This is a genomic window from Xanthomonas sp. LMG 12462, assembly GCF_009192885.1.
GTDB lineage: Bacteria > Pseudomonadota > Gammaproteobacteria > Xanthomonadales > Xanthomonadaceae > Xanthomonas_A > Xanthomonas_A sontii.
On the sequence record NZ_NMPP01000016.1, the window covers coordinates 48,758 to 70,633 of the forward strand.

Genomic DNA, 21,876 nt, shown 5'->3' on the forward strand with positions numbered 1-21,876 from the left:
GATGTCGCTGTTGGCGCTGGCCCTGCTGGGTGCCTGCGCTGGGTCGGCGCAGGCCCAGGCGCCTGCACAGGAGGAGTTCTACGGCACGCTGGAGCCGTTCGCCAGCGAGGCGGTGTACTTCGTGGTCACCGATCGCTTCGTCAACGGCGATCCCGGCAACGATCATCGTGACCAGGGCGGTGCGCATCGCACCTTCGACATTCCGATCCCGGCGCCGCCGGGCGAGAGCGACAACATCGGCTACCTCGGCGGCGACTTCAAGGGCGTGGTCGACAACGCCGGCTACATCCGCGACCTGGGCTTCGGCGCGGTGTGGATCACCCCGATCGTCGACAACCCGGACGAGGCCTTCACCGGCGGCAAGCCGATCACCTGGGGCAGCTCGCTGAGCGACCGTGGCAAGACCGGTTACCACGGCTACTGGGGCGTCAATTTCTACAAGCTCGACGAGCATCTGCCGAGCCCCGGTCTGGATTTCGCCGGCTTCACCCAGGCGATGCACGCGCAGCAGTTGAAGGTGGTGCTGGACATCGTCGGCAATCACGGCTCGCCGGCCTGGACCATGCCCAAGCGGCAGCCGATGTTCGGCCAGGTGTTCGACCGCGACGGCAAGCTCATCGCCGATCACCAGAATCTGCCGCCGTCCAAGCTGGACCCGGCGCACAACCCGCTGCACGCGTTCTACAACACCGGCGGCAACCTGGCGCAGTTGTCCGATTTCAACGAGCGCAACCCGGCGGTGATGGAGTACCTGGTCGGCGCCTATTCGCAGTGGCTGGGGCAGGGCGCCGATGCGTTCCGGATCGACACCATCGGTTGGATGCCGGACAGCTTCTGGCACGAGTTCGTGCGCCGCATCCGCGCGCAGCGCCCGGGCATGTTCATGTTCGGCGAGGACTTCGACTACAACGCGCACAAGATCGCCGGCCATACCTGGGCCAGCAACGCCGGCGTCAGCGTGCTGGATTTCCCGCTCAAGCAGGCACTGTCAGCGACCTTCGGCCACGCCCAGCGCGGCTACGAAACGCTGCAGCCGGCGCTGTACCTGGAACGCGGCCCGTACGCCAATCCGTACGAGCTGATGACCTTCTACGACAACCACGACATGGCGCGGCTGGACGCCAGCGACGCCGGCTTCATCGACGCGCACAACTGGCTGTTCACCGCGCGCGGCATCCCGGTGATCTACTACGGCTCGGAGACCGGCTTCATGCGCGGCCGCGCCGAGCATGCCGGCAACCGCAACTACTTCGGCCAGGCGCGGGTGAACGCGGCGCCGAGCAGTCCGATCTTCGCGCCGCTACGGCGCATCGCCACGCTGCGCCAGCGTAGCCCGGCGTTGCAGCGCGGCCTGCAGCTCAACCTGCAGCTGTCCGGCGACGAGGCGGTGTTCTACCGGGTGTTCCAGCATGCGGGCAGCACTCAGACCGCGCTGGTGCTGCTGAACAAGAGCGACGCGCCGCGCACGCTGGAAGTGCGCCGCTATCTGCAGCCCGGCACCTGGCACGACGGCTTCGACGGCAGCGCCACCGAGGTGACCGATGCGCTGCGCGCCGAGGTGCCGGCACATGGCGTGCGCGTGTTCCTGTCCGATGCGCCGATCGTGCGCCCGGACCTGCGCGCGCGGCTGCGCTGGCTGATGGCGGCCAAGGACGGCGTCGCGCCGACGCCGTAAACGCGGTGCTGCCGGTCGGCGTCAGCGCCGGCCGTCGGCGCGTCGGCGCCCGAGCAGGGCTCAGTTGCGCAGCAGCGACGAGCCGCGCAGCGCCAGCGTCACCGGCAGGGTGCGGCTGCTCACCGGCTGCCCGGCGATCTGCGCCAGCAGGGTGTCCACCAGTACCGCACCGGCCAGCTTGGTGTCCTGCTGCACCGTCGACAGCGCCGGATCGACGCTGGCGGCGACCGGGATATCGTCGAAGCCGGCCAGGGCCACGTCCTCGGGCACGCGCAGGCCATGCTCGCGCAAGGCCTTCAGTGCGCCGATGGCGATCAGGTCGCTGGCGGCGAACAGTGCATCGAAGCGCTCGCCGCGGCCGAGCAGGGCCAGGGCGGCCTCGTAGCCGGATTGCTCGGTGGTGATCGCATCGACCTGCAGCGCCGGCGTGGCGTCGGCGCCGGCCGCGCGCAGCGCCTGTAGATGGCCGCGGTAGCGTTCCAGGAATTCGGGGTAATGGTTGGAAGCGTCGCCGAGGAAGGCGATGCGGCGGCGGCCCTGCGCCAGCAGGTGCGCGGTGATGTCGTGCCCGCCCTGGAAGTTGTCGCTGCCGATCGACACCCCCGGCTGCCCGGGCAGCACCGCGCCCCAACGCACGAAGTGCGTGCCCTGGTCGACCAGGTGCTGCAGCCGTTGCTGCGCCTGCAGGTAGTCGCCATAGCCGAGCAGGATCAGCCCGTCCGCCTTCTGGCTATCGCCATAGTCTGCGCGCCAGTTGTCCGACAACTGCTGGAACGACACCAGCAGGTCGTAGCCATGGCGGGCGCAGGCGCGGGTGATCGAGCCCAGCATCGAGTGGAAGAACGGGTTGATCAGCGAGTCGTCGGTGGTCGGGTCTTCGAAGAACAGCAGCGCCAGGGTGCCGGCGTTGCGCAGGCGCAGGCTGGAGGCGTGCTTGTCGACCTTGTAGTTCAGCTCGCGCGCGATCGCCAGGATCTTGCGCCGGGTCTGCTCGTTGACCGCGGGACTGCCGCGCAGCGCGCGCGAGACCGTGGGTTGCGACACGCCTGCCAGGTAGGCGATGTCCAGCGATGTGGCCTTGCCTTTGATGACGGCGCGTCCGGGTGCGGGGAAAACGTCGGCGAAGCATGCCATGGCACCCGCTGGAGCTCTTGCTGCGGCGCAGCGAAGACCTCGGGCGCGCACCAGGAATGACCGTTTTGGTAAACGGCCGCAATTACCATTTTGGTAAAAGCTGGTTTACCATTCTTGTCTATCGACCTGATCCGGACATGGGTGGCCCGCGGCGACGCCGGCCGAGCGTGCGACATGAGCACTACCACCGCCCTCGCTTGAGTTCCCGCCCAAGGCTGTCCGAGCAGGCGCCCTTGTGGCGCCTTCTTTCTGTCCCGCGCCCAGGCTGGCCTGCCGCCGAGGTGGCGCGGACGTCATCCCCCCGTTTCCCTTTCCGCCGACTCCCATGATCACGATCACGCTCCCCGACGGCAGCCGCCGCGAATTCGAACACCCCGTCAGCCCCATGGACGTGGCCCAGTCCATCGGCCCCGGCCTGGCCAAGGCGACCATCGCCGGTCAGGTCGATGGCCGCCTGGTCGACGCCTGCGACCTCATCGACCACGACGCCAGCCTGCGCCTGATCACCGCCAAGGACGCCGAGGGCGTGGAGATCATCCGCCACTCCTGCGCGCACCTGGTCGGCCACGCGGTCAAGCAGCTGTATCCCGAGGTCAAGATGGTGATCGGTCCGGTCATCGCCGAAGGCTTCTACTACGACATCTACAGCGAGCGCCCGTTCACCCCCGAGGACATGGCGGCGATCGAGAAGCGCATGCAGGAGCTGATCGCGCAGGACTACGACGTGATCAAGAAGGTCACCCCGCGCGCCGAGGTCATCGAGCTGTTCAAGCAGCGCGGCGAGGACTACAAGCTGCGCCTGATCGAGGACATGCCCGACGACGTCACCGCGATGGGCCTGTACTACCACCAGGAATACGTGGACATGTGCCGCGGCCCGCACGTGCCGAACACGCGCTTCCTCAAGGCCTTCAAGCTGACCCGCATCTCCGGCGCCTACTGGCGCGGCGACGCCAAGAACGAGCAACTGCAGCGCATCTACGGCACCGCCTGGGCCGACAAGAAGCAGCTCGAGGCCTACATCCTGCGCATGGAGGAGGCCGACAAGCGCGACCATCGCAAGATCGGCAAGCAGCAGGACCTGTTCCACCTGCAGGAAGAGGGCCCGGGCCTGGTGTTCTGGCACCCCAAGGGCTGGTCGATCTGGCAGGTGGTCGAGCAGTACATGCGCAAGGTCTACCGCGACAGCGGCTACGGCGAGGTGCGCTGCCCGCAGATCCTGGACGTGTCGCTGTGGCAAAAGTCCGGCCACTGGGACAACTACCAGGACAACATGTTCTTCACCGAGTCGGAGAAGCGCACCTACGCGGTCAAGCCGATGAACTGCCCCGGCCACGTGCAGGTGTTCAACCAGGGCCTGCACAGCTACCGCGACCTGCCGATCCGCTACGGCGAGTTCGGCGCCTGCCATCGCAACGAGCCCTCCGGCGCGCTGCACGGCATCCTGCGCGTGCGCGGCTTCACTCAGGACGACGGCCACATCTTCTGCACCGAGCAGCAGATCGAGGCCGAGGTCACCGCCTTCCACCAGCAGGCGCTGAAGGTATACGGCGACTTCGGTTTCGACGACATCCAGATCAAGATCGCCCTGCGCCCGGAAAAGCGCCTCGGCGACGACGCCACCTGGGACAAGGCCGAGGCCGCGCTACGCGCCGCGCTCGGTGCCTGCGGGGTGGAGTGGCAGGAACTGCCGGGCGAGGGCGCCTTCTACGGCCCGAAGATCGAGTACCACCTGAAGGACGCGATCGGCCGCACCTGGCAGCTCGGCACCATGCAGGTGGATTTCATGATGCCCGGCCGCCTCGGCGCCGAGTACGTGGACGAGCATAGCCAGAAGAAGCATCCGGTCATGCTGCACCGGGCCATCGTCGGGTCGATGGAGCGGTTCATCGGTATCCTGATCGAGCATCACGCCGGCATGTTCCCGGCCTGGCTGGCGCCGGTGCAGGCCGTGGTCATGAACATCACGGACGCGCAGGCAGACTATGTAGACAACGTGCGGAAACTCCTTGCAAATCAAGGCTTCCGCATCGAGGCCGATTTGCGGAACGAAAAAATCGGTTATAAGATTCGCGAACACACGCTGCAGCGGGTGCCGTACCTGTTGGTCGCGGGCGACCGCGAGACGGAAAACGGCGCGATTGCGGTCCGTACGCGATCGGGGGAGGATCTGGGCACCATGTCGGTCGCCGCCTTCGCCGAACGGCTGCGCGCCGAGCAGTTGGCGTGACACCACCCTGGTGCGGACGGAGCCTCCGTCCGCGCCAGTCCGATTCCCCTGGGAGATTGCAACATCAGTACCCCTGACAACAAACAGAACCGCAAGAACCAAGAGATCCGCGTGCCGCGCGTGCGCGTGATCGGCGCGGACGGCGAGATGGTCGGCGTGTTGACCCGCGACGAAGCGCTGGCGCTGGCCGAAGAGGATGGACTCGATCTGGTCGAGATCCAGCCGCAGGCCGATCCGCCGGTCTGCAAGATCATGGACTTCGGCAAGTTCAAGTTCGAGCAGCAGAAGAAGGCCAACGAAGCCAAGAAGAAGACCAAGCAGGTCGAGATCAAGGAAATCAAGTTCCGTCCGGTCACCGACGAAGGCGATTACCAGATCAAGCTGCGCAACATGCGCCGCTTCATCGAGGAAGGCGACAAGGTCAAGGTCAACATCCGTTTCCGCGGTCGCGAGATGAGCCATCAGGAGCTCGGTCGTGAAATGGCCGCGCGGATCGAGGCCGATCTGGGCGAAGACATCGTCATCGAATCGCGTCCGCGCCTGGAAGGCCGGCAGATGGTGATGATGATCGCGCCGAAGAAGCGCTGACCCAGTCCAGGATCGCGCCCCGCCCAGTGCGGGCGCGCGGCCGCCTGAGTGCCAACGGCGCCCACCGACATGGTCATCCCCGCATTTTGCCCCGGCGCAGGCTGCGTGGCGACGCCGTGCGCGCCGTTTTCGATTCCCTAGTCCCCATTCTCGATTCCCGGCGCGCCAGTGCGCGCCCTCCCGAACCGCATGATTTGCAAGGCATTCCAAGCCCTGGCATAATGCGCGGCCCAGTTCATCGGGTTTGCCGCTCGCGCGGCAATAGGACCCGCCCGGATCCTCAGTGGATCAAGGGCTTACAAGCAGGTAAGGGCACGGACGGAAAGTGTGGCGCAGCCACCGCCCTGACCAGTGACAAAACACCATCAAGGACATTGCAATGCCCAAGATCAAGACCAACCGGGCGGCGGCCAAGCGTTTCCGCAAGACCGCCTCCGGCAAGTACAAGGCCGGCCACGCCAACCGTAGCCACATCCTCACCAAGAAAGCGACCAAGCGGAAGCGCAACCTGCGGCAGACGAACCACGTCCGTGCCGAGGACGCAGGCCGTCTGGACCGTATGCTTCCCTACCTCTGAGGACTGAACCATGGCTCGAGTCAAGCGTGGCGTCCAGGCGCGCCGTCGTCACAAGAAAGTTCTGAACCTCGCCAAGGGCTACTACAACGCCCGTCGCAAGGTCTTCCGCGTCGCCAAGCAGGCGGTGATCAAGGCGCAGCAGTACGCCTACATCGGCCGCAAGCAGAAGAAGCGCAATTTCCGTTCGCTGTGGATCACCCGCATCAATGCGGCGGCCCGCATCAACGGCATGAGCTACAGCCGCTTCATGAACGGCCTGCTCAAGGCCGGCATCACCCTCGACCGCAAGGTGCTGGCGGACATCGCCGTGCACGACGCGCAGGGCTTTGCCGCCCTGGCGGAGAAGGCGAAGGGCGCGCTGGCGGCATAAGTTTGCGAATCCCTGCAGGAACCCGCGCGTACAAGCGCGGGGTTCGGCGGGAGCCATCGCAGGCATGCAGGGGAAGGGCGCAAGTCCTTCCCCTTTTGCGTTTTTGGGCACCCCGGCGACGGGGCGCCTGCCGGGTAGGGAGGTTCCGCATCGGCGGGACACGGTGGCCACGGGTTCGGCCGGAGCAGTGAGGCGCGAGTGCAATGAGTGAGATCGATTCCCTGAGCGGGCAGGCGCTGGCGGACATCGCCGCGGCGCAGAGTCCGGAGGCGCTGGAGCAACTGCGGGTCGCGCTGCTCGGCAAGAGCGGCAGCATCACCGCCCAGCTCAAGCAGCTCGGCGCGCTGGCGCCGGAGCAGCGCAAGCTGGCCGGCGAGGCGATCAACCGCGCGCGCGACACGGTGTCCGCCGCGCTGGCCGAGCGCCGCACGCTGCTGGAGACCGCGGCGCTGGACGCGCGCCTGGCCGCCGAGCGCATCGACGTGACCCTGCCGGGCCGGCGCGGCGAACGCGGCGGGCTGCATCCGGTCACCCGTACCCTGGAGCGCATCACCGAGATCTTCGCGCGGCTGGGCTACGAGCTGTCCGACGGCCCCGAGATCGAGGACGACTGGCACAATTTCGAGGCGTTGAATTTCCCGCCGCACCACCCGGCGCGGGCGATGCACGACACCTTCTATTTCGGCGACGGCCGCCTGCTGCGCACCCACACCTCGGGCGTGCAGGTGCGCTACATGGGGGAGCATGCGCCGCCGCTGCGCATGATCGCCGCCGGCAAGGTCTACCGCAGCGACAGCGACCAGACCCATTCGCCGATGTTCCATCAGGTCGAAGGCCTGCTGGTCGACGAGCACGCGACCTTCGCCGACCTCAAGGGCACCCTGGCCGAGTTCGTGCGCGCGTTCTTCGAGCGCGATTTCCAGATGCGCTTCCGTCCCAGCTACTTCCCCTTCGTCGAGCCCGGCGCCGAGGTCGACATCGCCTGGCAGCAGCCCGACGGCAGTACCCGCTGGCTGGAAGTGCTCGGCTGCGGCATGGTGCACCCGAACGTGCTGCGCAACGTCGGCATCGACCCGGAGCGCTACACCGGCTTCGCCTTCGGCATGGGGGTGGAGCGCTTCGCGATGCTGCGCTACGGCGTCAACGACCTGCGCGCCTTCTTCGAGAACGACGTGCGGTTCCTGCGGCAGTTTGCTTGAGGCTGGGAGTCGGGAAACGGGAATCGGGAATGGGCAAAGCAACGCAAAGGCTCGTTTCCCCTCTCCGTTTCCGTTCCTAGTAGACCGCGTCTTCGATTCCCCATTCTCCATTCCCGATTCCCGGCCCTTCCATGAAATTCAGCGAAAACTGGCTGCGCAGCCACGTTCCGACCCAGGCCACGCGTGAGCAGCTCACCGCGACCCTGACCGCCATCGGCCTGGAGGTCGAGGAGGTCGTGCCGCTTGGCGACGGCCTGCAGCAGGTGGTGGTGGCGCGGATCGTCGAGGCTGCGCCGCATCCCGAGGCCGACCGGCTGCAGGTGTGCCTGGTCGATGCCGGGCAGGGCGAATTGCTGCAGATCGTTTGCGGCGCGCCCAATGCGCGCGCGGGTCTGGTCGCGCCGCTGGCGCTGGTCGGTGCGCAGGTCGGCGGCATCGCGATCAAGCCGGCCAAGCTGCGCGGCGTCGCGTCCAACGGCATGCTGTGCTCGGCCAAGGAACTGGGGCTGGACAGCGACGCGTCCGGCCTGTTCGAACTGCCCGACGATGCGCCGATCGGCCAGGCGCTGATCGAGTACCTGGGCCTGCCCGACGCGAGCATCGAGATCAAGCTCACGCCCAACCGAGCCGACTGCTTCGGCGTGCGCGGCATCGCCTACGACGTGGCCGCGGCCTGCGGCAGCGACGTGCTGCCGCTGGCGGTGACGCCGGCGGCGGTGAGCAGCGAGCGCACGCTGGCGGTGACGCTGGATGCGGGCGCCGATGCGCCGCGTTATTGCGGCCGCGTGGTCGAGGACCTGGATCCGGCGGCGAAGACGCCGCTGTGGATGGCCGAGCGCCTGCGCCGCAGCGGCGTGCGTCCGCTGTCGCTGCTGGTGGACATCACCCAGTACGTGATGCTGGAACTGGGCCAGCCGATGCATGCCTTCGACCTGGACACCTTGCAGGGCCCGATCGGCGTGCGCCACGCGCGCGGCGGCGAGACCCTGACCCTGCTCGATGGCCGCGAGGCCGTGCTGGATCCGGCGTTCCTGCTGATCACCGATGCCGATCGGCCGGTGGCGCTGGCCGGGCTGATGGGCGGCCACGCCACCCGGGTCACCGAGACCACCCGGCACGTGTTCCTGGAGGCCGCGCATTTCGCGCCGGCCGCGATCATGGGCCGCGGGCGCAAGCTCGGCCTGCACACCGATGCCGGTCACCGCTTCGAGCGCGGCGTGGATCCGGCGCTGCCGCGGCAGGCGCTGGAGCTGGCCACGCGGCTGGTGCTGGAGCTGGCCGGCGGGCGCGCCGGTCCGGTGGTCGAGGCCGCCTTGCCCGAATTCCTGCCGGCGCCGGCACCGATCGCGCTGCGCCGCGCGCGCATCCTGCGCGTGCTCGGCATCGAGATCGCCGACGCCGACGTCGAGCGCATCCTGCGCGCGCTGGGCATGGAGGTGGTCGCCTCGGCCGACGGCTGGCAGGTCACCGCGCCGAGTCGCCGCTTCGACATCGCCATCGAAGAGGATCTGATCGAGGAACTGGCGCGCATCCACGGCTACGACCGCCTGCCGACCACCTTGCCCGGCGGCGCCACGCGCATCGCCATGGACAGCGAGACCCAGCTGGACGAGCGCAGCGTGCGCCGGCAGTTGCTGGCGCGCGATCTGCTGGAAACCATCAATTACGCCTTCGTCGATGCCGCGCTGCTGGACCAGTGGGGCCTGCACGACGGGCGCGTGGCCCTGGCCAATCCGCTCAGTGCCGAACTGGCGGTGATGCGTCCGTCGCTGCTGCCGGGGCTGGTCGCCGCGCTGGGCCGCAACGCCGCGCGCCAGGCCGGGCGCGTGCGCCTGTTCGAACTGGGCAAGGTGTTCGCCGCGGCGGCGGAAGCCGGCGCCGCGCCGACCGAAACCCAGCGGGTGGCGGCGGCGGTGTGCGGCGATGCCGACGCCCTGCAATGGGGCCTGCCGGCGCGCAAGGTCGATTTCCACGACCTCAAGGGCGACCTGGACGCCTTGGCCGCGGCCTCCAGCGCACGCCTGGACTACCGGCCGTCGACGCATCCGTTCGTGCATCCGACCCGGTCGGCCGACGTCTATCGCGACGACGTGCGGATCGGCTGGATCGGCCAACTGCATCCGCGGCTGCTGCAGGCGATGCAGATCGACGTCGATGTGCTGGCGTTCGAGCTGGACCTGGCGCCGCTGGCCGCGCGTGCCCTGCCGCGCGCCGCCGAGCTGTCGCGGTTCCCGTCGGTGCGTCGCGACCTGGCGGTGGTGGTGCCGGACGCGGTGAGTTGGGCGGCGCTGGCGCGCAGCGTGCGCGCGGCGGTGGGGCCCTTGCTGCGCGAGGTCGTGCTGTTCGACCGCTACGTCGGTGCGGGGGTCGAGGCTGGTTGCAAGAGTCTCGCTATGGGCTTGATTTTGCAGGACAACACGCGCACTCTGACAGACCGCGACGTGGAGGCGGTGGTCGCCGATGCGGTGGCCGCGCTGGCGCGGGAACACGACGCGCGGATGCGTGGTTGAGAAGGACAGGGGATAGCAGGGCGATGGCGTTGACCAAAGCGGAAATGGCCGAGCGGTTGTTCGACGAAGTCGGGCTGAACAAGCGCGAGGCCAAGGAATTCGTCGATGCGTTCTTCGACGTGCTGCGCGATGCGCTCGAGCAGGGGCGGCAGGTGAAGCTGTCCGGTTTCGGCAACTTCGACCTGCGCCGCAAGAACCAACGGCCCGGCCGCAATCCCAAGACCGGCGAAGAGATCCCGATTTCGGCGCGGACGGTGGTGACCTTCCGCCCCGGACAGAAGCTCAAGGAGCGAGTGGAGGCTTATGCTGGACCCGGGCAGTAACCGCGAACTTCCGCCGATTCCGGCCAAGCGCTACTTCACCATCGGTGAGGTCAGCGAGCTGTGCGACGTCAAGCCGCATGTGCTGCGCTACTGGGAGACCGAATTCCCCAGCCTGGAACCGGTCAAACGGCGCGGCAACCGGCGCTACTACCAGCGCCACGACGTGCTGATGGTGCGGCAGATCCGCAGCCTGCTGTACGAACAGGGCTACACCATCGGCGGTGCGCGCCTGCGCCTGGAAGGCGAGGGTGCCCGCCAGGAATCGGCGCTGAGCAACCAGATCATCAAGCAGGTGCGGCAGGAGCTGGAAGAAGTCCTGCAGTTGCTGCGGCGGTGAGCCATGGCGGCGCTGCTGCCGCTAGGAATGGCCGCGGCAAACCCGCTATAATCGCCAGCTCGCCGCAAGGCGGGTCCGCCACGACGGCGGAGACGCAACACACCGGGGTATAGCGCAGCCTGGTAGCGCACTAGTCTGGGGGACTAGTGGTCGTCGGTTCGAATCCGGCTACCCCGACCATCTTTCGAAGGCCCATGTCTGCGACATGGGCCTTTTTGTTTGGGCGCGTCGGATCGGCGGCGCGCGTGCGGCCGGTGTCGGCAATGGGCTGCCCGCCGGGATGGCAATGCGTGTCGGTATCGCGACATAGGGCGATCTGTATCGGCGCAGGGAGGCGGGCGCGTCGCCGTAGACAAAATGCGCGGGATTGCGCTGTCCCGCGACGAGGTCGTCGCCCCACCAGCGCGGAAAGCCCCATGGGAACTGGGAGCTACGCAGCGTCAATGCATTGACATTGATCACGTTAACATCGCGTCGATGGAACGTTTACGGGTCCTTGCTACGCTGAATAGCCGGACATGTAGTTGAACCCTCGCGTTACTGCGTCAAAAAAATGTCGGGTAACGCCTTGGTGGCGGCAGATGCCTGTGCCATAGTGCGTTGCAACACGAAGCTTCGCTGTTGGCCAGGGCCGTTCGTCCCAGGCAGGAATTGACACCGCAATCATCCTCCGACCGGGAACGGAACCCTGGCCGGCTGGGGGAGTGCGGCGCTTCGAAAACCAATCGACAGAGGGCATCAGCATCGCGCATGGGTAAACTTTCCGTGACCTTCCACTGGGCGCTGGCCCTGTTCTGCCTGGGGCTGCTGTCTGCATGCAGCAGCGGGCCGGCGATGCGTACCGACCTGCCGGCGGGCGATCCGCTTGCCGCTTCAATGGGCAAGCCGGAATACCTGCTCGGCCCGGGCGACCTGCTCACGGTCAAGGTGTTCCAGGTCGACGATCTGGAACGGCAGGTGCGGGTCGATAACGAGGGCCGCATCTCGTTGCCGCTGATCGGCGACGTGAAGGCCGCCGGCTCCAGCGTCAATGCGCTGCAGAAGGAGATCGCCGACCGCTACCGCAATGGCTATCTGCAGAACCCGCAGGTGTCGGTGCTGGTCGACGAGTTCACCGGCAACCGGGTCACGGTCACCGGCGCGGTCAGCGAGCCGGGCATCTATCCCATCCAGGGCTCCGCCTTGACCCTGCAGCAGGCGCTGTCGCTGGGCAAGGGCGTCAGCGACGTGGCTAGCCGCGGCAATGTGGTGGTGTTCCGCACCGTCGGTGGACAGAAGATGCTGGCGCGTTTCGATCTGCGCGAGATCCAGAAGGGCGCCGCGCCGGATCCGGCGATCTACGGCGGCGACATCGTGGTGGTGTACCGCTCCGATGCGCTGGTCTTGCTGCGCACCGTGGTGCAGCTGACCCCGTTCGTGATGGTGTGGAGGGCCTACCGATGAGCGCCTCCACCTTGCCTCCCGCTTCCGCGCGGCGCCCGCGTCCTGTGGGTGCCCCGCTGAGCCCGGCCGACATCGGCCTGCTGGATTACTGGAATGCGCTGTACCGGCAGCGTTGGCTGATCGTCGGCATCACCGGGGCAGTCGTCCTGCTGGCGTTGCTGGTCCTCCTGCTGATGACGCCCAAGTATCGGGCCACCAGCGTGCTGCAGATCGAGCGCGAATCGCTCAATGTCGCCAACGTCGCCAACCTGATGCCGGTCGAATCGCCGCAGGATCGCGACTTCTACCAGACCCAGTACGAACTGCTCGGCAGCCGGTCGCTGGCGCGGCAGGTGATCCGCGAGGCCAAGCTGACCGAAGCGCCGGCGTTCAAGCCGCTGGTCGACGAAGCCCTGGAGAAGCTGCAGGACAACGGCGACGGGCGCGCGCCGACGCCGCAGGCGCGCGCTGCCGCGGCAGAGAACGCGCTGGTCGGCCCGGTGCTGGATGCGTTGACCATCGAGCCGGTGCGCGACTCGCGGCTGGTGCGGATCAACTTCGATTCGCCCGACCGCGCGCTGGCCACGCGCGTGGCCAACACCTACGCCAAGATGTTCATCGCCTCGACCCAGGAACGCCGGCTGCAGGCGTCCTCGTTCGCGGCGCGCTACCTGTCCGAGCGTCTGGCGCAACTGCGCGACAAGGTCGAGGAGTCGGAGAAGAACGCGGTCGACTATTCCAGCCAGGAACAGATCGTGTCGATGGGCGAGGACAAGCCGTCGCTGCCCACGCAGAACATGAGCGAACTGAATGTGCGCCTGGCCGCGGCGCAGGATGCGCGGATCAAGGCCGAGGCGGCCTGGCGCCAGGCCGGCATCGGCGACGGCATGGGCCTGCCGCAGGTGGTCAGCAACCCGTTGATCCAGAATCTGCGCGCCGAGCAGGCCAAGATGACCGCCGATTACCAGCAGAAGTTGGCGACGTTCCAGCCCGGCTACCCGGAGATGCAGCGCCTGCAGAATCAGATCGCCGAGACCAAGCGCCAGATCGCCGACGAGGTCGCCAATATCCGCAGCGCGCTGAAGAACGACTACGAGTCGGCGCGTCAGCAGGAAACCTTGCTGGCCGACCGCATCGCCGCCCTGAAGAACGACGAACTGGACCTGCAGACCCGCAGCATCCGCTACACCATGCTGCGCCGCGAGGCCGACACCAACCGCCAGCTCTACGACGCGCTGCTGCAGCGCTACAAGGAGATCGGCGTGGTCGGCAACGTGGGCACCAACAACATTTCGATCGTCGACCGCGCCGATGTGCCGGGCAAGCCGAGTTCGCCGAAGAAGCTGCTCGGCCTGGCGCTGGCCTTCGTGTTCGGCCTGTTCCTGGCTGTGGCGGTGGCGCTGGTGCGCTACTTCATCCGCGAGGCCGAAGCCGCGGCGGCGGCATCGGCGTGATGTCGCGGTGTCATGGCGCGCCGCACCGTGCGAGGCGTGGGTGCGTGCCGCACCGCACACAACGGCATCGGTTCGACGCACAGTCTTCAGTGAGGTGATACGTGGTTCAGCTAGGCAATGAGGTACTCCATTATTTTCCAGCGCGGTTGTACGAAGACGTTGTTCTGTTGAAGTAATCACGGGCTGCCGTGGACCTGGGGTCGGCGAGGGAGGCGCCGCAGCGGTCCACAGGCAGGCGAAATCGAGGCCCGGCGGCGTCGCATGTTCCCCCGCATGCCGATCGACCGGGTTTGGATAGGAATCCCGATCATGCTTTTGGCAGACCTGAGTAGCGCCACCTATACGACCTCCTCGCCGCGCATGTTGTCCAAGTACGCGGCCGCGGCAGACATCCTGTTGCGCGTGTCCGACCTGACCGTCATGGTCGGCGGCGCGTTGCTCACCCACCGGTTGCTGTTCGGCACCTGGATGCCGGAACCGGCCTACCGGGTGGCGATCGGCACCACCCTGCTGTACGCGGTGATCTGCTTCGCGCTGTTCCCGCTGTACCGCAGCTGGCGCGGGCGCGGCCTGCTGCGCGAGATGATGGTGTTGAGCCTGGCCTGTGGCGGCGTGTTCGCCCTGTTCGCCATGCATGCCTTCGTGGTGCAGTTCGGCCAGCAGGTCTCGCGGCTGTGGATCGGCACCTGGTTCGTCACCAGCCTGGGTACGTTGCTGCTCTCGCGCACCCTGGTGCGCGGCGTGCTCAACCGGCTGCGCTCGGAAGGCGTGGACGTGCAGCGGGTGGTGGTGGTGGGTCTGCGCCATCCGGTGGTGAAGATTCACAACTACCTGAGCCGCAATCCCTGGGTGGGCATGCAGGTGGTGGGCTACTTCAGCAGCGACTACGACCTGTCGGTGGCCGACCATCCGCAGAAGCTGCAGTGCCTGGGCGAGGGCACCGCAGACGCGCTGATCGACTACCTCGACGACCACCAGGTCGAGCAGGTGTGGATCTCGTTGCCGCTGGGCGAGCGCGACCACATCAAGCAGCTGCTGCAGCGCATGGACCGCTATCCGATCCAGGTCCGGCTGATTCCCGATCTGTTCGACTTCGGCATGCTCAACCAGTCCGGCGACCAGATCGGCAACGTACCTGTGATCAACCTGCGCCAGGGCGGGGTGGACCGCAACACCTACTTCGTGGTCGCCAAGGCGCTGCAGGACAAGCTGGTGGCGCTGGCCGCACTGGCCGTGCTGTGGCCGCTGATGCTGGCGATCGCGGTCGGCGTGAAGCTGAGCTCGCCGGGTCCGGTGTTCTTCCGCCAGCGCCGCCACGGCCTGGGCGGGCGCGAGTTCTACATGTACAAGTTCCGCTCCATGCGCGTGCAGCAGGAGCCCAGCGACGTGGTGGTGCAGGCCACGCGCGGCGACAGCCGGGTGACCCGCTTCGGTGCGTTCCTGCGCCGCACCAGCCTGGACGAGCTGCCGCAGCTGTTCAACGTGCTCGGTGGCAGCATGTCGGTGGTCGGCCCGCGTCCGCACGCGGCGCAGCACAACACCCACTACGAGAAGCTGATCCACCATTACATGCAGCGGCACTACGTCAAGCCGGGGATCACCGGCTGGGCGCAGGTGAACGGCTTCCGCGGCGAGACGCCGGAACTGCGCACGATGAAGAAGCGCATCCAGTACGACCTGGACTACATCCGCCGCTGGTCGTTGTGGCTGGACACGCGGATCATCGTGCTGACCGCGTTCAAGGTGCTCGGGCAGAAGACCGCCTACTGATGCGCCCGATGCGTCTTCTTCCCGCCGACCGTGTACAGCGCCGGCGCCGCCTCCGCGTCGCCGTCGTTCCCGTGCTGCCTGCGTCGAATGACGTGGCGCGCGACACGTTTCTGCCGCGCGTGACGGCAGCCGATGGCCGCGTTGGCGTGCAACGCGCCGTCGCCGCAGCGAGGTGCGCATGCTGAGCGTGCCGGACATGCCGCTGCGCGAGCAGCGCCGCAACCTGCTGATCGAGCTGGTGCTGCTGTTCGCCGTCGGCTACAACTTCGTGCTGGCGGTGATCAACGCCAAGGTGTTCCGGGTCAGCCCGGCGATGACCTATGCGGTGGAGCTGGCGGTGTACGCCGCCTGCTTCCTGCTAGGTATGCGCGCGCTGGACCGCAAGCGCATGGCGATGGTGTTCACCGGCATCGCCCTGCTGGCGCTGCTGATGCTGGTGCGCCTGTTCATGGCGTGGACGCTGGATCCGAAGTTCTTCCGCGATGCGCTGATCCCGTTCGCCTTCCTGATGCTCGGCGCGGCCTATACCGGCTCGCTGCCGCGCATGTTCGTGCGCATGGCGCTGCTGGTGTCGCTGGTGGCGGTGTTCGAACTGGCGCTGCCCAAGGTCTACGGCGACGTGGTCAACCCCAAGAGCTATTTCGTCAACGCGCGCGGCGCCAGCGCGTCGAGCTTCTGGAACCAGGACAGCAACCTGTTCGTCAGCGCCACGAGGCCCGGCGCGCGCAACTTCCTGCCGTCCTCGAACCTGCCGCGCGCCTCCTCGGTGTTCATCGAGCCGGTGACGATGGGCAACTTCATCATCTTCTTCACCGCGATCCTGCTGACGTTCTGGCGCTGGATGCGGCCGCTGGCGATCGTCGCCTCGGTGGCGATGATCGGCTTCCTGATCGTGGCCTCGGACGGGCGCCTGGCCGCCGGTACCTGCGTGATGATGGCGCTGCTGAGTCCGCTGCTGCTGCGCATGGACCAGCGCCTGGGCTTCTTGATCTTCTTCGCGGTGATGGGCGGGGCGTGGCTGCTGGTGTGGGCCTCCGGCATCCAGAGCTACGAGGACACCACGCTGGGGCGGGTGTTCTTCACCGTCGATTCGATCCGCAGGATGAGCGCCGATGCGTGGATGGGGCTGGACGTGGACCAGCCGTACCGCTACTTCGACAGCGGCATCGCCTACTTCATCTCCTCGCAGTCGGTGCTCTTGGTGCTGGCGTTCCTGCTGGCGTACTCGTTCGCGATGCTGATGCGCACCATCGAAGGGCAGCTGTTCAAGAACCTGCTGATCTTCGCCTTCTCGCTGAGCCTGCTGGTCTCCAACGGCTACTTCTCGATCAAGACCGCGGCGCTGTGGTGGTTCGTCTGTGGGTGCCTGTGGCAGATGACGCCGCGCCTGCGCGATGCGTCGGCGCTGCCGACGACCGCGGCAACGCCGGCTCCCCGCATCCCGGCGGTGCCGGCATGAGCGCGCCCGCCACGGCCGTCTCCGCGTCCGTGCCGGCGCAGGGGCGCGGCGCACGGGCGAGCGCGCCGCGCGACATGCGCATCGATGCGGCCAAGGCGATCGCGATCCTGCTGGTGGTGTTCGGGCATGCCAAGGGCATTCCGCACGCCTACGTGATCCTGGCCTACAGCTTCCACGTGCCGATGTTCTTCCTGTTGTCGGGCTGGGTCGGCGAGGCCTTCGGCAATCGCCCGCTGAGCCTGGCCACGGTCGGCAAGCTGGCGCGCAGCCTGTTGTTGCCCTATGTGGCGTTCTTCTTCGTTGCCTACGCGTACTGGATGCTGACCCGGCACATCGGCAGCAAGGCGCAACTGTGGGGCGACCGGCCCTGGTGGGAGCCGCTGCTGGGCCTGGTCACCGGCATCGGGCCCAAGCTCTACGTGATGCCCGCGCTGTGGTTCCTGCCTGCGCTGTTCGTGACCACGCTGGCCTATCTGGCGCTGCGTCGTACGCTGTCGTTGCCGGTGTTGGTCGGGTTGTCGTTGCCGCTGGCCTGGGGCTGGGCGTGCTGGTTCCCGGGGCAGGACATGCGCCTGCCGTTCTCCCTGGACGTGCTGCCGGTGGCGTTGTGCTTCTTCGCGATCGGCGCGCTCGCCGCGACGCGGGCCCACTGGTGGCCGGCACGGCCTGCCGGCAATGCGCTGGCGGCGGTGCTGCTGGGCGCGGCCTGGTTCGCGATCGCCTGGCACAACGGCCGCGTGGACGTGAACATGCTCAAGTTCGGCGATTCCCCGCTGGGCTTCCTGGCCGCCAGCCTGCTCGGCAGCGCCATGGCCTTGTGCGTCGCCGGGCTGGTGCAGCATTGGGGCTGGCTGCAGTGGATCGGACGCAACACCTTGCTGATCCTGTGCACGCATACCTTGTTGTTCTCGGTGATGGCCGGCGTCGCCGCCCGCACCGGTCTGGTCCGCGGCGATGCGTGGGGACCGGCCTGGGCAGTGTCGGTGAGCGTGCTGGCGGTGCTGGCCAGCGTGCCGATCCGCGCGGTGCTGGTGCGGATCGCGCCGTGGATGATCGGCGTGCGCCGCAGTGCGGTCGCGGGAGCGACGGCATGACGGCGGCGCTGCGGGCCGCGCACGGGCGCGACGGAGGCCGGGCATGAAGGTGGTGCATGTGGTGCGCCAGTTCCATCCGTCGGTCGGCGGCATGGAGGAGGTGGTGCTGAATATCGCGCGCCGCCATCTGCAGCAGGGCCGCGACCAGGTCGAAGTGGTGAGCCTGGAGCGGGTGTTCACCGATCCGCAGCAGCGCCTGGCGCCGCGCGACAACCATCAGGGCGTGCCGATCGTGCGCTTGCCGTACCGCGGCTCCTCGCGCTACCCGCTGGCGCCGTCGGTGCTGTCGGCGGTGCGCGGCGCGGATCTGCTGCACGTGCACGGCATCGACTTCTTCTACGACTTCCTGGCCCTGACCCGACCGCTGCACCGTGTGCCGATGATCGTCTCCACCCATGGCGGTTTCTTCCATACCACCTATGCCTCGCGCCTGAAGATGCTCTGGTTCAAGACCCTCACCCGTGCCTCCGCACTTGCCTACGCGCGGGTGGTGGCGACCAGCGAGAACGATGGCCGGCTGTTCTCGCAGGTGGTCGCGCCGCAGCGGCTGCGGGTGATCGAGAACGGGGTGGACGTGGACAAATTTGCCGGGCAGGGCAGCGCCATGCCGGGGCGCACGCTGATCTACTTCGGCCGCTGGTCGGTCAACAAGGGCCTGCTGGAGACCCTGGACCTGCTGCGCGCGCTGGCCGCGCAGGATCCGGCCTGGCAGTTGATCGTGGCCGGGCGCGAATACGACTTCAGCGTGGCCGACCTGCAGCAGGCGATCGCCGAGCGCGGCCTGCAGCAGCGGGTGCGCCTGCAGGTGGCGCCGACCCAGGCGCAACTGGCGCAGTTGCTCGGCAGCGCGCAGTACTTCGTGTGCCTGTCGCGGCACGAGGGCTTCGGCCTGGCCGCGGTGGAGGCGATGAGCGCGGGGCTGCTGCCGATCCTCAGCGATATCCCGCCGTTCGCGCGCCTGCACCGCGAGTCGGGGCAGGGTGTGCTGGTCGACCCGGCCGATGCGCAGGCGGCCGCGGCCACGGTGCGCGCCTTCGCCGCCGGCACCGATGCGGACTTCGCCGCGCAGCGCGCAGCGGCGATGGCCTACGCGCATCGCTACGACTGGGACCGCGTGGTCGGCGCCTATCTGGACGAATACCGCCTGGCGCTGGGCGGCGCGGAGGGCGGCCGATGAGCGGCGAGAGCCAGCGCCACGGCACGTCGCAGCAGGCCGCGCCGGCGGTCACCGTGCTGCTGTCCACCGAGCGCCCGACCGCGACCACCAATCCCTATCTGACCCAGCTCTACGCGGCGCTGCCGCCGCAGGTGCAGCTGCGCTTCTTCTCGATGCGCGCGGCGCTGCTGTCGCGCTACGACGTGCTGCACCTGCACTGGCCGGAGTACCTGCTGCGGCATCGCACGGCGCTCGGCACGCTGGCCAAGCAGCTCTGTGTCGCCGTTCTGCTGCTGCGCCTGCGCCTGGCCGGCGTGCCGCTGGTGCGCACCCTGCACAACGTGGCGCCGCACGAGGACAAGGGCTGGCGCGAACGCCTGCTGCTGCGCTGGATCGACCGCCAGACCGCGCGCTGGATCCGCATCAATGCGACCACGCCCGAACGCACGCCGGCCACCGACACCATCCTGCACGGCCATTACCGCGACTGGTACGCGCCGCTGCCGCAACCGCCGCGGGTGCGCGGGCGCCTGCTGCACTTCGGGCTGCTGCGCCCGTATAAGGGCGTGGAGACGCTGATCGCGACGTTCGGCGCATTGCCCGATCCGCAACTCCGCCTGCGCATCGCCGGCAATCCGATCGATGCGCAGATCCGCGGTGTGGTCGAGCGCGCCTGCGCCGAGGATCCGCGGATCAGCGCGCGCCTGCAGTACGTGGAGGACGCGGTGCTGGCGCAGGAGGTCGGGGAGGCGGAACTGGTGGTGCTGCCGTACCGGCAGATGCACAACTCCGGCACCCTGCTGCTGGCGCTGTCGCTGGCGCGCCCGGTGCTGGCGCCGTGGAACGAGGCCAATGCCGCCATCGCCGACGAGGTCGGCGCGCAGTGGGTGCAGCTGTACCGCGGCGAGCTGGATGCGGCGCAACTGGCGCAGGCCCTGGCGCAGGCGCAGCGGTTGCCGGCCGACGCCGTGCCGGACCTGTCGCGGCGCGACTGGAACGGCATCGGCCTGCAGCATTACCGCAGCTATCTGCAGGCGCTGACCGTGCGCCGCGGGGAGGACGCATGAGTAGCGCCGAGACCCCGCGGCCGGCAGCGCCGCAACCCGGACTGGGCGCCCGCGCCGCCGGCGGCGCAGCCGTGACCATGGCCGGGCAGCTGGCCAAGATGGTGGTGCAGTTCGGCGGCATCATTCTGCTGGCGCGGCTGCTGACCCCCTACGACTACGGCCTGATGGCGATGGTGACGGCGATCGTCGGCATGGCCGAGATCCTGCGCGACTTCGGCCTGTCCTCGGCCGCGATCCAGGCCAAGCACGTCAGCCGCGAGCAGCGCGACAACCTGTTCTGGATCAACAGCGGCATCGGCCTGGCGCTGGCGATCGTGGTGTTCCTGTCCTCGTCGTGGATCGCGCACTTCTACCGTGAGCCGGCCCTGCTCGGCATCTCGCAGGCGCTGGCGGTGACCTTCCTGTTCAACGGCATGACCACGCAATACCGCGCGCACCTGAGCCGCGCGCTGCGCTTCGGCCAGGTCTCGCTGAGCGACGTCGGCGCGCAGGTGCTGGGCCTGCTGGCCGGCGTCGGCGTGGCCCTGGCCGGCTACGGCTACTGGGCGCTGGTCTGGCAGCAGGTGGTGCAGGCGCTGGTCAATCTGCTGATCGCCGGCGCCTGCGCGCGCTGGCTGCCGCGCGGCTACCGGCGCGATGCGCCGATGCGCACCTTCCTGAGCTTCGGCTGGAACCTGATGGCGGCGCAGTTGCTCGGCTATGCCAGCCGCAACGTCGGCCAGGTGATCATCGGCCACCGCATCGGCGCCGAAGCGCTGGGCCTGTACAACCGCGCGTTCCAGTTGCTGATGATGCCGCTGAACCAGATCAACGCGCCGGCTACTTCGGTGGCGCTGCCGGTGCTGTCGCAGCTGCAGGACGATCCGCCGCGCTTCGGCAACTTCCTGCTGCGCGGGCAGACGGTGATGGTGCACCTGATCGTCGCGCTGTTCTCCTTCGCCTGCGCGCTGGCGATGCCGTTGATCGTGCTGGTGCTGGGCGAGCAGTGGCGGCCGGCGGTGCCGCTGTTCCAGGTGCTGACCCTCGGCGGCATCTTCCAGACCGCGTCCTACGCCACTTACTGGGTGTTCCTGGCGCTGGGCCTGATGCGTCAGCAGTTGGTTTATTCGGTGGTCGGGCGAGTCATGCTGATCGCCTGCATCTTCGCCGGCTCGCTGTGGGGCGTGATGGGCGTGACCGTGGGCTACACGCTGGGTCTGCTGGTGATGTGGCCGCTGTCGGTGATCTGGATCGCGCGCATCGCGCCGCAGATCCCGGCCTGGGAGCTGTTCAACAACGCCTTGCGCGCGGTGCTCGGCTACGGCGTCTGCGGCGTTGCCGCGTACTTTGCCGCACAGCAGTGGGGTGGCGCGTCGTTGTGGCTGCAACTGATCGTCGGCGCGGTGGCGATGGCGCTGGGCTGCCTGCTGGTGTTCGCGCTGTGGCCGGCGTTCCGCCGCGACGTGTTGGCGATCCTGCAGATGCGCACGCTGTTGCGTCAGGCGCGTGGGCCGCGATGAACACCGGACTGC

18 protein-coding genes and 1 tRNA gene are annotated in these 21,876 nt (G+C 68.0%); 18 read left to right on the forward strand and 1 reads right to left on the reverse strand.

Going from position 1 to position 21,876, the window contains the following annotated elements; all coding sequences use genetic code 11:
- The first annotated feature begins 1 nt into the window (after position 1).
- The gene (locus tag CEK69_RS05620; protein WP_193313913.1) at positions 2–1,675 is read left to right on the forward strand and encodes an alpha-amylase family glycosyl hydrolase; all 1,674 of its coding nucleotides are present in this window, start codon (positions 2–4) and stop codon (positions 1,673–1,675) included.
- Positions 1,676–1,735: 60 nt separating this feature from the next.
- On the opposite strand, the gene CEK69_RS05625 is transcribed toward CEK69_RS05620, so the two are convergent.
- A complete protein-coding gene (locus CEK69_RS05625; RefSeq protein ID WP_017916114.1) occupies positions 1,736–2,809 on the reverse strand; it encodes a LacI family DNA-binding transcriptional regulator in 1,074 nt (357 codons plus the stop codon).
- A gap of 325 nt (positions 2,810–3,134) precedes the next feature.
- Between CEK69_RS05625 and thrS the strand changes: the two genes are divergently transcribed.
- The 17 genes from thrS to CEK69_RS05710 all read left to right on the forward strand — a co-directional run bounded on the left by thrS (position 3,135) and on the right by CEK69_RS05710 (position 21,864).
- The gene (gene thrS / locus CEK69_RS05630; protein WP_017911219.1) at positions 3,135–5,039 is read left to right on the forward strand and encodes a threonine--tRNA ligase; all 1,905 of its coding nucleotides are present in this window, start codon (positions 3,135–3,137) and stop codon (positions 5,037–5,039) included.
- Positions 5,040–5,102: 63 nt separating this feature from the next.
- On the forward strand, positions 5,103–5,627 hold the full coding sequence (gene infC / locus CEK69_RS05635; protein WP_304412340.1) for a translation initiation factor IF-3: 525 nt from the start codon (positions 5,103–5,105) through the stop codon (positions 5,625–5,627).
- 379 nt (positions 5,628–6,006) lie between these two features.
- Positions 6,007–6,204, forward strand: coding sequence for a 50S ribosomal protein L35 (gene rpmI / locus CEK69_RS05640; RefSeq protein ID WP_010342861.1), 198 nt, complete (start codon positions 6,007–6,009; stop codon positions 6,202–6,204).
- A 10-nt stretch (positions 6,205–6,214) separates the two neighbouring features.
- Positions 6,215–6,574, forward strand: coding sequence for a 50S ribosomal protein L20 (rplT, locus tag CEK69_RS05645; protein ID WP_010342859.1), 360 nt, complete (start codon positions 6,215–6,217; stop codon positions 6,572–6,574).
- 203 nt (positions 6,575–6,777) lie between these two features.
- Positions 6,778–7,773: a phenylalanine--tRNA ligase subunit alpha gene (pheS, locus tag CEK69_RS05650; protein WP_010342858.1), complete on the forward strand. Its 996-nt coding sequence runs from the start codon at positions 6,778–6,780 to the stop codon at positions 7,771–7,773.
- Positions 7,774–7,904: 131 nt separating this feature from the next.
- Complete coding sequence (pheT, locus tag CEK69_RS05655; protein WP_152244339.1) at positions 7,905–10,283, forward strand: phenylalanine--tRNA ligase subunit beta; 2,379 nt, start codon at positions 7,905–7,907, stop codon at positions 10,281–10,283.
- Positions 10,284–10,306: 23 nt separating this feature from the next.
- A complete protein-coding gene (locus CEK69_RS05660) occupies positions 10,307–10,606 on the forward strand; it encodes an integration host factor subunit alpha (protein WP_003466661.1) in 300 nt (99 codons plus the stop codon).
- Complete coding sequence (locus CEK69_RS05665; RefSeq protein WP_009597860.1) at positions 10,587–10,943, forward strand: MerR family transcriptional regulator; 357 nt, start codon at positions 10,587–10,589, stop codon at positions 10,941–10,943. The genes CEK69_RS05660 and CEK69_RS05665 overlap by 20 nt, the downstream gene beginning before the upstream one ends.
- Positions 10,944–11,046: 103 nt before the next feature.
- Positions 11,047–11,123 (forward strand) — tRNA-Pro (locus tag CEK69_RS05670).
- Between the two features lie 570 nt (positions 11,124–11,693).
- Complete coding sequence (locus tag CEK69_RS05675; protein ID WP_026143621.1) at positions 11,694–12,386, forward strand: polysaccharide biosynthesis/export family protein; 693 nt, start codon at positions 11,694–11,696, stop codon at positions 12,384–12,386.
- Positions 12,383–13,819, forward strand: coding sequence for a GumC family protein (locus CEK69_RS05680; protein ID WP_152244341.1), 1,437 nt, complete (start codon positions 12,383–12,385; stop codon positions 13,817–13,819). The genes CEK69_RS05675 and CEK69_RS05680 overlap by 4 nt, the downstream gene beginning before the upstream one ends.
- A gap of 309 nt (positions 13,820–14,128) precedes the next feature.
- Positions 14,129–15,589, forward strand: a complete 1,461-nt coding sequence (locus tag CEK69_RS05685) for an undecaprenyl-phosphate glucose phosphotransferase (protein WP_017916111.1) — start codon at positions 14,129–14,131, stop codon at positions 15,587–15,589.
- A gap of 178 nt (positions 15,590–15,767) precedes the next feature.
- Complete coding sequence (locus tag CEK69_RS05690; protein WP_152244343.1) at positions 15,768–17,048, forward strand: polysaccharide biosynthesis protein GumE; 1,281 nt, start codon at positions 15,768–15,770, stop codon at positions 17,046–17,048.
- Positions 17,045–18,142: an acyltransferase family protein gene (locus tag CEK69_RS05695; protein ID WP_152244345.1), complete on the forward strand. Its 1,098-nt coding sequence runs from the start codon at positions 17,045–17,047 to the stop codon at positions 18,140–18,142. The genes CEK69_RS05690 and CEK69_RS05695 overlap by 4 nt, the downstream gene beginning before the upstream one ends.
- Positions 18,143–18,185: 43 nt before the next feature.
- Positions 18,186–19,319 carry a glycosyltransferase family 4 protein gene (locus CEK69_RS05700; protein ID WP_152244347.1) on the forward strand — a complete coding sequence of 378 codons (1,134 nt, stop codon included), beginning with the start codon at positions 18,186–18,188 and terminating at the stop codon, positions 19,317–19,319.
- A complete protein-coding gene (locus tag CEK69_RS05705) occupies positions 19,316–20,365 on the forward strand; it encodes a glycosyltransferase (RefSeq protein WP_152244349.1) in 1,050 nt (349 codons plus the stop codon). The genes CEK69_RS05700 and CEK69_RS05705 overlap by 4 nt, the downstream gene beginning before the upstream one ends.
- Positions 20,362–21,864, forward strand: coding sequence for a lipopolysaccharide biosynthesis protein (locus CEK69_RS05710; RefSeq protein ID WP_017910242.1), 1,503 nt, complete (start codon positions 20,362–20,364; stop codon positions 21,862–21,864). The genes CEK69_RS05705 and CEK69_RS05710 overlap by 4 nt, the downstream gene beginning before the upstream one ends.
- Positions 21,865–21,876 lie beyond the last annotated feature (12 nt).